Origin of the sequence: Streptomyces vastus, from assembly GCF_039532825.1 — a bacterium.
In the GTDB taxonomy this organism is placed as follows: domain Bacteria; phylum Actinomycetota; class Actinomycetes; order Streptomycetales; family Streptomycetaceae; genus Streptomyces; species Streptomyces vastus.
Genome location: NZ_BAAASJ010000119.1, coordinates 178,900 through 194,807, shown reverse-complemented (window position 1 = coordinate 194,807; position 15,908 = coordinate 178,900). Strand labels below are relative to the sequence as shown.

At 69.2% G+C, this 15,908-nt stretch carries 12 protein-coding genes; 10 read left to right on the top strand and 2 right to left on the bottom strand.

What is annotated here, in order from left to right; all coding sequences use genetic code 11:
- Positions 1–107 precede the first annotated feature (107 nt).
- From ABD357_RS39745 to ABD357_RS39730, 4 genes are all read left to right on the top strand, one after another.
- Complete coding sequence (locus tag ABD357_RS39745; RefSeq protein WP_344396267.1) at positions 108–1,286, top strand: RNA-guided endonuclease InsQ/TnpB family protein; 1,179 nt, start codon at positions 108–110, stop codon at positions 1,284–1,286.
- Positions 1,287–1,457: 171 nt separating this feature from the next.
- Positions 1,458–3,641, top strand: coding sequence for an acyl-CoA dehydrogenase family protein (locus tag ABD357_RS39740; RefSeq protein WP_344396266.1), 2,184 nt, complete (start codon positions 1,458–1,460; stop codon positions 3,639–3,641).
- Between the two features lie 96 nt (positions 3,642–3,737).
- On the top strand, positions 3,738–4,235 hold the full coding sequence (locus ABD357_RS39735; protein ID WP_344396265.1) for a hypothetical protein: 498 nt from the start codon (positions 3,738–3,740) through the stop codon (positions 4,233–4,235).
- Positions 4,232–4,537, top strand: coding sequence for a transcriptional regulator (locus ABD357_RS39730; protein WP_425585199.1), 306 nt, complete (start codon positions 4,232–4,234; stop codon positions 4,535–4,537). Before ABD357_RS39735 ends, ABD357_RS39730 begins: the two co-directional genes overlap by 4 nt.
- A 75-nt stretch (positions 4,538–4,612) precedes the next feature.
- Here ABD357_RS39730 and ABD357_RS39725 read toward each other — a convergent pair whose 3' ends face one another.
- On the bottom strand, positions 4,613–5,602 hold the full coding sequence (locus tag ABD357_RS39725) for a LacI family DNA-binding transcriptional regulator (protein WP_344396264.1): 990 nt from the start codon (positions 5,600–5,602) through the stop codon (positions 4,613–4,615).
- 286 nt (positions 5,603–5,888) lie between these two features.
- Here ABD357_RS39725 and ABD357_RS39720 point away from each other — a divergent pair, with 286 nt between their 5' ends.
- The 6 genes from ABD357_RS39720 (at position 5,889) to ABD357_RS39695 (ending at position 15,016) form a co-directional block, all read left to right on the top strand.
- On the top strand, positions 5,889–6,818 hold the full coding sequence (locus ABD357_RS39720; protein ID WP_344396263.1) for a carbohydrate ABC transporter permease: 930 nt from the start codon (positions 5,889–5,891) through the stop codon (positions 6,816–6,818).
- Between the two features lie 4 nt (positions 6,819–6,822).
- Positions 6,823–7,773: a carbohydrate ABC transporter permease gene (locus ABD357_RS39715; protein ID WP_344396262.1), complete on the top strand. Its 951-nt coding sequence runs from the start codon at positions 6,823–6,825 to the stop codon at positions 7,771–7,773.
- 80 nt (positions 7,774–7,853) lie between these two features.
- Positions 7,854–9,188: an ABC transporter substrate-binding protein gene (locus ABD357_RS39710; protein ID WP_344396260.1), complete on the top strand. Its 1,335-nt coding sequence runs from the start codon at positions 7,854–7,856 to the stop codon at positions 9,186–9,188.
- A gap of 48 nt (positions 9,189–9,236) precedes the next feature.
- The gene (locus ABD357_RS39705) at positions 9,237–11,279 is read left to right on the top strand and encodes a beta-galactosidase (RefSeq protein ID WP_344396259.1); all 2,043 of its coding nucleotides are present in this window, start codon (positions 9,237–9,239) and stop codon (positions 11,277–11,279) included.
- A gap of 111 nt (positions 11,280–11,390) precedes the next feature.
- The gene (locus ABD357_RS39700; protein ID WP_344396258.1) at positions 11,391–13,442 is read left to right on the top strand and encodes an RICIN domain-containing protein; all 2,052 of its coding nucleotides are present in this window, start codon (positions 11,391–11,393) and stop codon (positions 13,440–13,442) included.
- Between the two features lie 158 nt (positions 13,443–13,600).
- The gene (locus tag ABD357_RS39695; protein WP_344396257.1) at positions 13,601–15,016 is read left to right on the top strand and encodes a DHA2 family efflux MFS transporter permease subunit; all 1,416 of its coding nucleotides are present in this window, start codon (positions 13,601–13,603) and stop codon (positions 15,014–15,016) included.
- Between the two features lie 234 nt (positions 15,017–15,250).
- On the opposite strand, the gene ABD357_RS39690 is transcribed toward ABD357_RS39695, so the two are convergent.
- Positions 15,251–15,883, bottom strand: coding sequence for a response regulator (locus ABD357_RS39690; RefSeq protein WP_344396279.1), 633 nt, complete (start codon positions 15,881–15,883; stop codon positions 15,251–15,253).
- Between the last annotated feature and the right edge of the window lie 25 nt (positions 15,884–15,908).

Genomic DNA, 15,908 nt, shown 5'->3' with positions numbered 1-15,908 from the left:
AGAGCCCGTTGCCTAGTAATAGGCACGGCGGGTTCGGAAGGCGGCTCGGGGAAACGGGCTGGCAGTAATGCCAGAACCGCGCCCCGAGCCGACCTTACCGGCCCACCGTGGGCCAGCAGGCCGCGCTCGGCGAGATGCTGCGTGATCACTGCTCGCTCTACAACGGTGCGTTGCAGGAGCGTCGTGACGCCTGGCGGCATGTGTCGAAGACGTGCGTCACGTACGGGATGCAGTCGGCGCAGCTCAAGGAGATCCGGGCGTTCGACCCGGAGCGGCAGGGCCGCTGGTCGTTCAGCTCGCAGCAGGCCACGCTTCGCCGTCTGGACAAGGCGTTCGCCGCGTTCTTCCGTCGGGTCAAGGCCGGCGAGGCGCCCGGCTATCCGCGTTTTCGTGGGGTGAACTGGTTCGACACGGTGGACTTTCCCAAGGACGGCGACGGCTGCCGCTGGGATTCCGCCCCGCACGATCCGGTCACCCGCGTCCGTTTCCAGGGTGTCGGGCATGTCAAGGTCAACCAGCACCGGCCGGTGGTCGGCAAGGTCAAGACCGTCAGCGTCAAGCGCGAGGGCAAGCGCTGGTACGTCGTTGTGACCGCCGAGCAGGCACGGCCCGAGCCGCTGCCTGCGACTGGCAGCGTGGTCGGCATCGACCTGGGCATCGCCCGCTTCCTTACCGATTCAAACGGCGAGTTCGTGCCCAATCCCCGGCACGGGAAGCGGGTCGCTGCACGGCTCGAAGTCGCACAGCAGGCCCTGGCCCGGTTCCCGCGGGTGCGCCGGGACAAGCGCACGGCCAACCATCAGCGGGCCGTGAACAAGGTCGCCGACCTGCATCGCCAGGTCCGCCGCCAGCGACTGGACCACGCGCACAAGACCGCCCTCGATCTGGTCCGCTCACACGATGTCATCGCGCACGAAGACCTCAAGATCCGCAACATGGTCAAGGCCCCCGTCCCGAAGCCGGACCCTAAGAGGCCGGGCAGTTTCCTGCCCAACGGGGCCGCTGCCAAGGCCGGGCTGAACTACTCGATCTCGGATGCCGGATGGGGGGTGTTCCTGACGATCCTGCACGCCAAGGCTGAGAGCGCCGGACGGGAAGTGATCGCCGTGGACCCCCGCAACACCTCCCGGACCTGCCCCGCATGCGGGCACGTCGCAGCGGAGAACCGGCCCACCCAGGAGAAGTTCCACTGCGTCTCGTGCGGCCACAGCACGCACGCGGACACGGTGGGCGCCCTGAACGTTCTACGGGCCGGGCTGGTCCGTCGCGACGCCCAACCGGCATAGCGAGAAGCCCCCGCGTTCACACGGGGGAGGAGTCACTGCTTCGGGTCCCTAACGAATTCTTGATCATCTGATCCGTCGTCAGCGTCAAGGCGGTTTCTGGCGACCTTCTGACCTTCCATCAGATTGAAACGTGTTCTACTCTTTCGCCGACCTTGGGGAGGCGAGGCCTGTATGGGGATCGGGATCACGCGTGAACAGCGGGAGTTGGCCGAAGCCGTGCGCGGCTGGATTGCTCGGGCCGTGCCGCCCGAGGAAGTGCGCAAACTCCTCGATTCGCCCGGCGAGGGCAGACCTCCGTACTGGGACGGGCTCGCCGCGCAGGGGCTGCTCGGTGTGCATCTGCCCGAGGCGTACGGCGGTGATGGCGGCGACCTCCTCGACCTGGCCGTCGTGGTGGAGGAGGCTGCGCGGGCCGCGCTGCCGGGGCCGTACGTCCCGAGTCTGATCGCCTCGCTGGTGCTCGCCCGTGCGGGGGCGGACGAGGCAGGAGCGGACCAATTGGTGCGGGCGCTGGCGGCGGGGGAGCGTGTGGGGGCCGTGGCGTTCGGGGCGGGGTCGATGACCGCTGCCCCGCGTGAGGAGGGCGGGTACCTCCTCGACGGGACCGCCCCGCCCGTGCTGTCGGGGGCAGACGCAGACCTGCTGATCCTGGCCGCTTCAGATGGGGCGGGCGGGGTGGTGTGGTTGGCCGTCGATGCCGCCGACCTCGCTGTACGGGCGCACGAGAGCGTCGACCCTACGCGGGCCACCGCCGAGGTCCGGGCGGACGGGGTGCGTGTACCCACCGACCGCGTGCTGCCCATCGCGGCCGTCGACTCCGCGCTCGTGCGCGACCTGGCCGCCGTCCTCCTCGCCGCGGATGCCTGCGGCACCGCCGGCTGGGCGCTGCACACCGCCTCCGAATACGCCAAGGCTCGCGAGCAGTTCGGGCAGCCCATCGGGCGTTTCCAGGGCGTGAAGCATCTGTGCGCCGACATGCTGGTACGGGTGGAACGGGCCCGGGCGCTCACCTGGGACGCGGCTCGGGCGGTTCAAGAGCCGGTCGGCGTACGGGAGTTGGTGTCGGCCCTCGCTGCCGCCGAGGCCCTGGACGCCGCGTACTCCTGCGCCAAGGACTGCATCCAGGTTCTCGGCGGGATCGGGTTCACCTGGGAGCACGACGCCCATCTGTACCTGCGGCGGGCGGTGGTGGCGCGGCAGCTGTTCGGCACGGGCGACGTGCACCGGCTGCGTGCTGTGCGGCTCGCGGAGGGCGGCGTACGGAGGGAGTTGAGGCTGGACCTGCCGGGGGAGGCAGCGCCCTACCGTGCGGACGCCCGTGAGGTCGTTGAGCGTGTGCGCGGACTCGAACCGGCCGCAGTACGACGGGAGTTGGCACCCACCGGGTACGCCGCCCCGCATCTGCCCGCCCCGTACGGACTCGGTGCCGGACCCGTCCAACAGCTCGCCGTCCAGGAGGAGTTGGCCGCGGCGGGCGTACGGCTCAGTGATCTGGGGATCGCCACCTGGGTCGTACCGTCGCTCATCGCGTACGGGACGCGCGAGCAGCAGGAGCGGTATCTGCTGCCCACGCTGAGCGGGGACGTGCTGTGGTGCCAGCTGTTCTCGGAACCCGGAGCCGGGTCCGACCTCGCCTCGCTGCGGACGCGCGCCGAGCGGACCGCCGACGGGTGCTGGCGGGTCAACGGGCAGAAGGTGTGGACGAGTTCGGCCCGCTGGGCGGACTACGGGATCCTGCTCGCCCGTACGAATCCGGAGGCGGCCAAGCACAAGGGGCTCACGTACTTCGTCGTCGACATGAAGAACACGGAGGGTATCGATGTCCGTCCGCTGAAGGAGATCACCGGGGACTCCCTGTTCAACGAGGTCTACTTCGACGACGCGGTGCTGCCTGCAGACTCGGTCGTCGGTGCCGTCGACGACGGCTGGAAGGTCGCCCGCAACACCCTTGGCAACGAACGCGTCCACATGGCCGACCAGTTGACCTTCGGCACCGGCATCGAGGCGCTCCTCGCCAGGGACTTGGAGGATGCCGTACGCGTCCGCCTCGGCGCCCTGATCGCGGAGGCGCACGCACTGGCCTGCATCGGGCTCCGTACGACCATGCAACAGGTGTCGGGCGTCGAGCCGGGCGCAGGAGCCTCCATACGCAAGCTCGTCCAGACCGTGCACCAGCAGAAGGTCGCCGAACTCGCCCTAGAACTCCTAGGCCCGGATGGTGCGTTGTGGGAGGGAACGGGGAAGCGTACCGCCCACAGCTTCCTCCTCTCCCGCTGCCTGACCATCGCCGGCGGCACGACACAGGTGCAGCTGAACGTGGTCGCCGAGCGAATCCTCGGGCTACCGCGAGACTGAGGCTTCTCTGCCGTACGGACTTCACCGCGCCCGATATTTTCCGTAGTGGAAAGCCACGTCTTGCCGTGCTGGAAACACATGGCTAGTCTTTCCGTCATGGAAACCAACGGAGGCGTCGTCCGCCCGACCCCGGAGCAGGCACGCGCCGCGCTCGCCGATACCGAGCAGGTCCGGGCGTCCGCCGCCGCCCTGTCCGCCACCCCGTGGCCGCGCTGGTTCGTCACCACGCTCACGCTGTACATCGCTGCCATCCCGCCGGTCTACGGGGGCATGGTGGCAAGCCGCGAGTGGCTGCTGCCCAATCTGGCCTGGGGCGTCCTCATGCTGGTGATGACCGCGGCTCACTTGGTGCTGTTCGGGGTCGCCGCCGCGAACTGGCGCAAGGCGACCGGCGTGGCGCTGCGCTTGGACGTATTGCCCAAGCGCGCCGTCGTGCCGCTCATGATCGGGCTCCCCGCGCTGTTGCTGGGCTCGGTCCTCGCCTTCCGCGTCACCCGTGAGCCGCTGTGGCTGTTCGCCGCTTCCGCCGTCGGCGCCGCGGTGTCGATCGGTTTCCACATCGCCTTCGTACGCCTGCACCGGAAAGCCTCGTGAAAAACGCCGCCACCGACCCCATGGACGGCTTCGACACCACCATCCACGCCCCCAACCGGCTGCGCATCTGCGCCCTGCTCGACACCGCCGACGAGGCCGAGTTCGCCCTGGTCCAGCGGCAGCTCGACGTCTCCGCCTCGGTGCTGAGCAAGCACGTCACCGTTCTGATGGAGGCCGGCTACGTCGAGCAGCGCAAGGCTGTCCGTGACACCCGACAACGTGTGTGGCTACGCCTGACCCGCCAGGGGCGCGATGCCTACCAGGCCCATCTCGCCGCCCTGCGCGCCATCGTCGAGTTGTAGCGCCGCCTGCCCTGCCCTGCCGGGCCGGGAACAGGGCGCGGTCGTCGTACGGCCCGGAGTCGTGGGGTGAGGCGGTTACCGGGGCGGCGGCGGTGCCGTGCTGTGGCGCACCACGAGTCGCGTGGGTACGAGCGTGGTGCCGTGTTCCGTGTCCTCGTGCCGCATCTGCCGCAGCACGCCCTCCACGCAGAGCCGCCCCACCTCGGCGAAGTCCTGGTGGACCGTGGTCAAGGGAGGCAGGAAGGAGCCGGCCTCGGCGATGTCGTCGAAGCCGATGACGCTGACGTCGTCCGGTACCTTCCGGCCCTGTTCGTGCAGGGCGCGCAGCAGGCCGAGCGCCATCTGGTCGTTGGCGGCGAAGACCGCCGTGCACTCCTTCTGGCGGGCGAGTTCGAGCCCGGCCGTATAGCCGGACTCGGCCGACCAGTCGCCCCGTACCAGAGGCGGTGTGGGTCGACCCGCCTCGGTGAGTTCGGTGCGCCAGGCCTGAGCGCGGCGCTCCGCTGCATACGACTCCTCGGGTCCTGCCAGGTGCCAGACCGTGTGGTGGCCGAGGTCCAGGAGGTGGCGTACGGCGGTGCGGCTGCCGCCGGCCTGGTCGGTGTCGACCACGGTGTAGCGGTCTCCGGCGTCCGAGTCGGCCACGACGATGCGGACGTGCGGTGGCAGGGAGAGGGTCACCGCGTCGAGGAGGTGCACCTCCAGGATGACGATGACGGCGTCGACGGCCAGCTCTCCGAGGCGGGAGAAGGCGCCGCGGACCTCGTTCTGGGTGGGGACGGCGACGGGCAGGAGTGTGACGGCGTAGCCCTCGTGGGCCGCGGAGGTGGCGATCGCCTCCAGGGTGCGGACGTTGCCCGTGGTGGCCAGGCCGAAGGTGATGACCCCTATGGTGCGGAACTCGCCGCGTTTGAGGGCCCGTGCGGCGCTGTTGGGCCGGTAGCCCAGCTCCTCCATGGCCGCGAGTACCTGCCGGCGGGTCTCCTCGGTCACGCCTTCATAACCATTGGAAACCCGGGAGACCGTCTGTGAGGAGACGCCGGCCAGCCGGGCGACGTCCGCCATGGACGCGCTCTGCGTGCGGCGACCTGCCCTTGTCCTGGTACGTACTCGTGCCCGCTGCACCGACGCACTGTCCGCAGTGTCCACCCGTCTCCCCGTCTCCCTTGTCGCTCGGGGCGCAGTTTCCGCTGCCGACCCTTGACCGTCGTCATCGGGGCAGTGTAGACATTCCGCCATCAGATGTTTACGTAAACATAACAGCCCATGGACTCTCGCAAAGCGGAATGTTTACGCAAACATCTTCGGCGGCGCACAACGCCGGTTCCGGGATGGATGAACGAGGAACGACATGACGACGCTACAACCGCCGGTGGCCGCGGACCGGCCTCCAGGCCCCCGGCCCGCGGCGAAACGCAGCCGCCGCTCCTGGACGGGCTGGGGGTTCATCGGCCCCTTCGTGGCGGTCTTCGCCCTCGTCTTCCTGGCGCCGATCGCGTACTCGATCTATCTGAGCCTGTTCCGTGACCAGTTGATCGGCGGCAACCAGTTCGTCGGCCTGGACAACTACACCCAGGCCCTCGAGGACGACCGGTTCTGGGACTCCCTCATACGGGTCTCGCTCTTCCTCGTCGTCCAGGTGCCGATCATGCTGGGCATCGCCCTGCTCATCGCACTCGCCCTGGACAGCGGACGGCTGTACGGCAAGGACTTCTTCCGGATCACGATCTTCCTGCCGTACGCCGTGCCCGCCGTGGTCGCCACTCTGATGTGGGGCTTCATGTACGGCACCCGCTACGGCCTGGTCGGCGACGTCAACGAAGCCTTCGGTGTCACCCTGCCCGACCCGCTCTCGACCGACCTGGTCCTGGCGTCGATCGGCAACATCGTCACCTGGGAGTTCGTCGGCTACAACATGCTGATCTTCTACTCCGCGCTGCGGGTCATCCCGCACTCGCTCTACGAGGCCGCGGAGATCGACGGCGCCGGACAGTTCCGCGTCATCACCGCGATCAAGCTCCCCGCCATCCGCGGCGCCCTCGTCATCGCGACGATCTTCTCCATCATCGGCAGCTTCCAGCTCTTCAACGAGCCGAACATCCTGCGGCAGTTGGCGCGCAACGCCATCACGACGGACTACACGCCGAACTTCTACACGTACTCGCTGTCCTTCAACGGCCAGCAGCAGAACTACTCCGCGGCGGTCGCCATCATCATGGGGCTGATCACCATGGTGATCGCCTACATCGTGCAGCTTCGCGGCATGCGCAAGGGAGCGTGACCCGATGAGCACCCCTCTCACCGCCGCCGCAAAGACCCCGACCACTCCGGCCGCAGGCTCCGGCAAGGGCACGCCCCGGCTGCGTACACCCAGCAAGAAGCACACCCCGGGGCGCCCCAAGCGCAGCGTGCTGCTGACCGTGCTCACCGGCCTGATGCTGCTCTACACCGTGGTGCCACTGATCTGGCTGGTCATCAGCGCCACCAAGACACAGGAGGGTCTTGCCGACTCGTCCGGGCTGTGGTTCGCCGACGACTTCGCCCTGTGGTCCAACATCAGCGACACGTTCACGTACAACGACGGCATCTTCACCCGCTGGCTGCTGAACACCCTGCTGTACGTCGTCCTCGGCGCCGGCGGGGCCACCTTCCTGGCGATCCTGGGCGGCTACGCGCTGGCGAAGTTCGACTTCCCCGGGAAGCGCGGCGTCTTCGCCACGGTCATCGGAGCCGTCGCCGTCCCGGGCACCGCCCTCGCGGTGCCGACCTTCCTGATGTTCAGCAAGATGGGGCTGACCGACACCCCGTGGGCGGTGATCCTGCCCTCGCTCGTCTCGCCCTTCGGCCTGTATCTGATGTGGGTCTTCGCCACCGAGGCCATCCCCACCGAACTGCTGGAGGCGGCCCGGGTCGACGGAGCGAGTGAGGCGCGCACCTTCTTCCAGGTCGCCCTGCCGCTGCTCGCCCCCGGCATCGTGACCGTCCTGCTGTTCACCACGGTCGCGACCTGGAACAACTACTTCCTGCCGCTGATCATGCTCAAGGATCCGGACTGGTACCCGCTGACCCTGGGACTGAGCGCCTGGAACTCCCAGGCCGAGACGATCGGCGGTGACGTGATCTTCAACCTGGTGATCACCGGTTCGCTGCTCACCATCGTGCCGCTGATCGCCGCGTTCCTGCTGCTGCAGAAGTACTGGCAGTCCGGGCTCGCCGCCGGAAGCGTCAAGGAGTGACCGGCCCCGAAGGCCCCACGCCCCCACACAACGTCAAAACCCTCGCCCTGTCCCACCCACGAAGAAGTGGAAGCACCTCCATGCGCAAAACCACAAGCCGCCTGATGCGCGGCATAGCAGTCCTCTCCGTCCTCGCCCTCGGCGCGACCGCCTGCGGCGGCTCCGACGACAGTGCCGGCTCGGAGCCGGTCTCCGGCGACGACATCACGGCGGCTCTGGAGAAGGGCGGCACGATCAAGGTCTGGGCCTGGGAGCCCACGCTGAAGACGGTCGCCGCCGACTTCGAGAAGAAGTACCCGAAGGTCAAGGTCGAGCTTGTCGCCGAGCGGTCCGGCGACAAGCACTACACCGCCCTGACGAACGCGATCTCCGCCGAGAAGGGCGTCCCCGACGTCGCGCAGGTCGAGTACTTCGCACTGAGCCAGTACGCCCTCACCAAGGGCCTCACCGACCTGGCGCCCTACGGCGCCGACAAGCTGAAGGACAAGTACACCCCGGGCCCGTGGAACGCCGTGAGCGAGGGTGACGCCGTCTACGGCCTGCCCATGGACTCCGGCCCCATGGCGATGTTCTACAACAAGACGATCTTCGACAAGCACAAGATCGCGGTGCCCACCACCTGGGACGAGTACGTGGACGCGGCCCGCAAGCTGCAGAAGGCCGACCCCAAGGTCTTCATCGCCAACGACGCGGGCGACGCCGGCTTCACCACCAGCATGCTGTGGCAGGCCGGCTCCCGCCCCTACAAGGTCGACGGCACCAACGTGAAGGTCGACTTCTCCGACGCCGGCGCCAAGAAGTACACCGACACCTGGCAGCCGCTCATCGACGAGAAGCTCCTCGCGCCCATCACCGGCTGGACCGACGACTGGTACAAGGGCCTGGGCGACGGCACCATCGCCACCCTGACCACCGGCGCCTGGATGCCCGCCAACTTCGTCACCGGCGTGCCGCAGGCCTCCGGTGACTGGCGCGCGGCCCCGATGCCGGCCTGGACCAAGGGCGACAAGGCGAGCGCGGAGAACGGCGGCAGCTCCCTGACCCTGCCCGAGCTGGGCGAGAACGAGGAACTCGCCTACGCCTTCGTCGAGTACGCGAACTCCGGTGCCGGTGTGCAGAGCCGGATCAAGGAGGGCGCCTTCCCGGCGACCAAGGCGGAGCTGGAGTCCTCGGAGTTCCAGAACACCGAGTTCGAGTACTTCGGCGGTCAGAAGGCCAACGAGATCTTCGCCGAGTCCGCTGCCAACGTGTCCGACGACTGGTCGTACCTGCCCTTCCAGCAGTACGCCAACTCGATCTTCAACGACACCGTCGGCAAGGCGTACGTCTCGAACACCAAGCTCTCCGAGGGTCTGAAGTCCTGGCAGGACGCCTCCGTCAAGTACGGCAAGGAGCAGGGCTTCACCGTCGAGTAGTCGAGGTGCGCCCTCACGCCGCCCGTGCCGCACACCGGAAGGACCACCATGATCTCCACCCTCCTGTCCCAGCTGCACGGGCCGGACGGTGACTCCACGCCACGCCTCGTGTACGGCGCCGACTACAACCCCGAGCAGTGGCCGCGCGAGGTGTGGGAGGAAGACGTACGGCTGATGCGTGAGGCCGGCGTCAACCTGGTCTCCGTGGGGATCTTCTCCTGGGCCCGCATCCAGCCGGCCCGGGACGAGTGGGACTTCGGCTGGCTCGACGAGATCATGGACCTGCTGCACGCGGGCGACATCGGGGTCGACCTCGCCACCGCCACCGCGTCCCCGCCGCCCTGGCTCACCACGGCGCACCCGGAGATCCTTCCGGTGACCGCCTCCGGTGAGACGGTGTGGCCGGGGGCGCGGCAGCACTGGCGGCCCACCTCGCCGGTGTTCCGGAATTACGCGCTCCGCCTGGTGCGGAAGATGGCCGAGCGCTACGCCGGCCATCCCGCCCTGGTGGCCTGGCACATCTCCAACGAGCTGGGCTGCCACAACATCTACGACTACTCGGACGACGCCGCCAGTGCCTTCCGCGACTGGCTGCGCGCCCGCTATACGACCCTGGATGCGCTCAACCACGCCTGGGGTACGGCGTTCTGGTCCCAGCGCTACAGCGAGTGGGAGCAGATCCTGCCGCCCCGGCTGGCCGCCTCCCACCCGAACCCCACACAGCAACTGGACTTCAAGCGGTTCTCCTCCGACGCGCTGAAGGAGTATCTGCGCGCCGAACGGGACGTACTGCGGGAGATCACCCCCGACGTGCCCATCACCACCAACTTCATGGTGATGGGCGGCACCAAGGGCATGAACTACGCCGACTGGGCCCCCGAGATCGACTTCGTCTCCAACGACCACTACGTCCACCCCGGCCCCCAGGACCGCGACGAGCTGTCCTTCTCCGCCAACCTGACCGGCGGCATCGCGGGCGGACAGCCCTGGTTCCTCATGGAGCACTCCACGAGCGCCGTCAACTGGCAGCCCGTCAACGTGGCCAAGCGGCCCGGCGAGCTGGCCCGCGACTCGCTGCTGCACGTCGCGCACGGCGCCGACGCCGTGTGCTACTTCCAGTGGCGGCAGTCGGCGGCCGGAGCCGAGAAGTACCACTCCGCGATGGTGCCGCACGCCGGCGAGGACAGCGACCTCTTCCGCGCGGTGGTGGCCCTCGGCGACACCCTCAAGACCCTGGCCCCCGTCGCAGGCAGCGAGCGCGAACCCGCCCCGGTGGGCATCCTCTTCGACTGGGACTCGTGGTGGGCGAGCGAACAGGACTCCCACCCCACCTCCCTGCTCGACTACCGCCAGGAAGCACTCGACTGGTACTCCGCGCTCCTCGCCCTCGGCATCCGAGCCGACCTCATCACCACCCGCGCCGACCTCGACCGCCACCGGGTGCTGATCGCGCCCGTGCTCCACGTCGTCCCCGCCGAACTCGCCAAGGAGCTCACGCGGTACGTCGAGAGCGGCGGCCACCTGGTCACCACGTACTTCTCCGGAGTCGTCGACGAGAACGACCACATCTGGCTCGGCGGCTACCCGGGAGCGCTGCGCGAACTGCTCGGCATCCGCATCGAGGAGTTCGGGCCGCTGCTCGACGGCGAGACCGTGGAGCTGGACGGCGCCGGTACGGGCTCGCTGTGGACCGACCGGATCACCGTCACCGACCCGGAGGCGGAGGTCCTGGCGCGCTACCGCACCGGTGCGTACGCCGGCCTCCCCGCCGTCACCCGCCGCGCCACCGGCCGGGGTTCGGCCGCGTACGTCTCGACCCGGCTCGGCGCGGAAGGGCTGGCCGGACTGCTGCCCGCGCTGCTCGCCCCGGCGGGCGTCGAGAGTGAACTGCCCGCCGCAGCACGCGGGTTGGTCGAACTCGCCGTACGCCGTGACGCCGGCAGCCGCCATCTGTTCCTGGTCAACCGCACCGACGAGACGGTGCTCCTGCCCGGACTCGCCGGAGAACTCCTGGTGGGCCGGGCGGACGACGCCGGCGCACTCGTCCTGCCGCCGCGGGACGTCGCCGTACTACGTCAGCCCACCACCTGATCCCCACCCCCGACCTCCTCGGACAGCACCGCACCCGTCCGGGGGCCATCCCTCTTGCCCGACGGGCGGGAGGACGAGCACAGCGACCACCACCGAAGTTGGGAGCACTTGATGGCACGCCGTACCCGCAGCAGACGGCTCCTCGGAGCCGCCGGCCTCACCGCTCTGGCCACCGGGGCCGCCCTGGTCTCCGCCCCGTCGTCCACGGCGCAGGTCGCGGCAGCGGAACCCCCCTCCGTCACCGTCCGGCCCGACCCCTCCTACAAGCACGACAAGTTCGAGGGCTGGGGCACCAGCCTCGTCTGGTTCGCGAACGCCACCGGCGACTATCCGCCCGCGATACGGGAGAAGCTGGCGAAGCTCCTCTTCGACGACAGCGGTCTCGCCCTGAACATCGCCCGCTACAACATCGGCGGCGGCAACGCCCCGGACGTCAAGGACTACCTGCGCGCCGGAGGAGCCGTCGAGGGCTGGTGGAAGGCCCCCGCGGGCACCACCCGCGAGGACACCGACTGGTGGAGCGCCGGGGACAAGAACGACTGGAACCCGAAGGCCGACGCCACCCAGCGCTGGTGGGTGGACCGGATCAAGAAGGACATCACCCACTGGGAGACGTTCAGCAACTCGCCGCCCTGGTTCATGACCGAGAGCGGCTATGTCTCCGGCGGCTTCGATTCCAGCAAGGACCAGCTGAAGACCGAGTCCGTCGAGGACTTCGCGAAGTACCTGGTGGGCGCCACCGAGCGCCTTGAGAAGGCCCACAAGATCGACGTCGACACCCTCGACCCGTTCAACGAGCCGAACACCGACTACTGGGGCACCCGCCTGGGACCCGACGGCGAGCCCGTCGGCGGCCGTCAGGAAGGCGCCCACATGGGCCCCGAACTCCAGCAGAAGGTGCTCCGCGCGCTGGCCCCGGTCCTGAAGAAGTCCCGTACCGACGCGGAGATCTCCGCGATGGACGAGACCAACCCGAGCACCTTCACGCAGAACTGGCTCAGCTACCCGCAGGAGGTGCGCGACTTCGTCGACCAGATGAACGTCCACACCTACGGCACCGGCGGCCGCACCAGCGCACGCGACCTCGCCAAGGCCGAGGACAAGCCGCTGTGGATGAGCGAGGTCGAGGGCGACTGGGGCGACGGCCAGAGCTTCACGGACATGCGGCCGGGCCTGGGCCTCGCCCAGCGCATGGTCGACGACCTGCGTGAACTGGAGCCCAGCGCCTGGGTGTTCTGGCAGCCGGTCGAGGACTACGACAACATGAAGCCCGGCGGCGAGTCCGCGAAGGGCGGCAACTGGGGCAGCATCCAGCTCCCGTTCAGCTGCACCTCCGAGGACACCCTCGAGACCTGCCCGATCTACACCAACACGAAGTTCGACACCGCCCGGAACTTCACGCACTACATCAAGCCCGGTGACCGGCTGATCCAGGTGAACGACACCTCCAGCGCCGCCGCCGTCTCCAAGAAGGGCAACGGGGCGAGCGTCGTCCACGTCAACAGCACCACCGAGGCCCGTACGGTCACCGTCGACCTGTCCAAGTTCGGCAAGGTCAGCCGCAAGGCCACCGTCACTCCCGTGGTGACCAGCGCCGACGACAAGCTCGAGCGGCACAAGGCCATCAGGGTCAGCGACCGCAAGGCCACCTTCACCGTGCCCGCCCAGTCTGTGACGTCCTTCGTCGTCAAGGGCGTGTCCGGTGTCGCCAAGGACGCCGCGCTGCTCCAGAAGGGCCACACCTACGAGCTGACCGGTGTGCAGAGCGGCAAGGCACTGACCGTCGCCGACAACGGCACCAACCTGGTCATCAGGTCGGCCGCCACGGGCACGGCCACCGCCGGCCAGCAGTGGAAGCTGCGGAAGATCAGCGGTGGCACGGACAACCGTCAGCGGTACGTGTTCACCAACCCGGTGGAGGGCAAGCGCCTGGCCGTCCGTGACGGCGCCCCGGTGGTGGAGCCCGACAAGGGCCGATGTGACAAGGCCACCCAGTGGATCATGTCGACCACCGGTGACGGCACCTTCACCCTCGTCAACGCCGCAACCGGCCGCCTCCTGGAAGTCGGCGGACAGGCCACCCACGAGGGTGCGGCCGTGACGCTGTGGACGCCCAACTCCGGCTCCAACCAGCGCTGGAGGGTCACGGATGTGACCGACTGATCCACGAGCACCTGTGCGTGGGGCGTGACGCCTCCGGTCCGGCGGCCGGAGGCGTCACGTTTTTCTGCCGTACTGGTGGGTGGTAGGTCCTGCGGCCGAGCGCCCCTGGGACGAAATTCCCATGTACGGGGCGCGGGCCGGTTGAGAGCATGACTGCCATGCTCAGAGCCGCCGCCGTCAGACCCGTGTCCCGAAGTTCCGCGCCGCCCACCTGGGTGGTCGTCGCGCTCGCCTGCGCGGGCCAGTTCCTCGTGGTGCTCGACATCTCCGTGGTCAATGTGGCCCTGCCATCGATGCGGGCCGACCTGGCGCTGAGCGCGACGGGCCTCCAGTGGGTCGTCAACGCGTACACGATCGCCTTCGCCGGATTCATGCTGCTCGGCGGGCGGGCCGGGGATCTGTACGGGCGCAAGCGGATGTTCCTGATCGGGCTCGCCCTCTTCACGCTCGCGTCCCTCGGCGGCGGACTGGCCCAGGCGGAGTGGCAGTTGCTGCTAGCGCGGGCCGTGCAGGGGCTCGGGGCGGCGGTGCTCGCGCCCTCGACACTGACGATTCTGACGTCGGCCGTACCGGAAGGGGCGGCACGCGCCCGTGCCATCGCGACCTGGACGGCTGTCGGCGCGGGCGGTGGCGCGGCGGGCGGGCTCGTCGGCGGGCTGCTGGTCGAAGGACTGTCATGGCGGTGGGTGCTGCTGATCAACGTGCCCGTCGGCGCCGTCGTACTGGCCGGTGCCCTGCGGTGGCTCCCCGAGAGCCGGGCCGGTGACCGACGGCGGCTCGATCTGCCGGGGGCGCTGCTGGCCACGGCGGGGCTCGCGACCCTCGCATACGGAATCGTGCAGACGGAGGCCGAGGGCTGGACCTCGTCCGCGGCCGTCGCCCCGCTGCTCGCCGGGGCCGCGCTGATCGGGCTGTTCCTGCTGGTCGAGGCGCGGACGAAGACGCCGCTGATGCCCCTGAAGCTGTTCCGCATACGGTCGGTGTCGTCGGCGAACGTGGCGATGTTCCTGTGCGGCGCGGCCATGTTCTGCATGTGGTTCTTCATGACGCTGTACGCCCAGAACGTGCTCGGCTACACGCCCCTGGAGGCCGGCCTCGCGCTCATGCCGAGCTCGCTCGCGGTGATCCTCGGTTCGAAGGCCGCGCCGCGCCTCATGCGTGTCGCCGGGGCGCGCCATGTCGCGGTTTTCGGGACCCTGGTGGCCGCCGTCGGGTTCGGCTGGCAGTCGACGATGAGCGCGGACGGTACGTACCTCACCGCGATCATGTTCCCCGGGATCCTGATGATGCTCGGTGCCGGACTGGCCGCGACGCCGCTCGGCTCGCTGGCCACATCGGGGGCGGCGCCAGGAGACGCCGGGCTGGTCTCGGGCCTGGTCAACACCTCGCGCACGATGGGCGGTTCGCTCGGCCTCTCGGTGATGTCGACGATCGCGGCGGCCCGGACCGGGGGCGGCACATCGGCCGCGGCACTGACGGAGGGCTACGCACTGGCCTTCCGTACGGGCACGGGGGTGCTGCTGGGGGGCGCGGTACTGATGCTGCTGTGGCTGCCACGGCGCTCCGCTGGTTAGGCGGTTCGAAAGCTGCGGGTTCGTTGCGGCCCGCGGCCCTAACCCCGCCAGATGGTGGGGGGTGACAGTCGTGTCGCGGCTGCGGGCGCGTTGTGGCTGGTCGCGCAGTTCCCCGCGCCCCTAAGAGGCCTGCGGCCTCCTTCGGGGCGCTGGTCGCGCCCGCGCGGCGGAGCCGCAAATCGATACAGCCCCGCGCCCCTTAGAGGCCTGCGGCCTCCTTCGGGGCGCGGGGCCTCAGAGCCAGCCCTGCTGCCGTGCCTCCCGCATCGCCTCCATGCGGTTGCGGGTGCCCGTCTTGCCGATCGCGGAGGACAGGTAGTTGCGGACGGTGGACTCGGAGAGGTGGAGTCTGGTGGCGATGTCGGCGACGGTCGACCCGTCGGCGGATGCCTTGAGTACGTCGCACTCGCGCGCCGTCAGCGGACTCGGCCCGGCGCTCAACGCGGCCGCGGCGAGTGCCGGATCTATCACCGTCTCGCCCGTCAGCACCCGTCGGATCGAGGCGGCCAGTTCCTCCACGGGCCCGTCCTTCACCAGAAAGCCCGCGGCGCCCGCCTCCATGGACCGCCGCAGATACCCCGGCCGGCCGAAGGTGGTGAGGATCAGCACCCGGCAGTCGGGTACCTCGTCCCGCAACCGCGCGGCGGCGTCGAGCCCGCTGATCCCCGGCAACTCGATGTCCAACAAGGCGACATCGGGCCGCGACTCCAGCGCCGCGTCCACGATCACGTCCCCGGCAGCCACCTGCGCGACCACCTCGATGTCCTCTTCCAGCCCGAGCAGCAGGGCGAGGGCGCCCCGCATCATCCCCTGGTCCTCGGCGAGCAGCACACGGATGGACCTGGCGGGCCGGTGGTCCCGGGGCATCTCGTTCACGGCCCAAGCGTAGGCC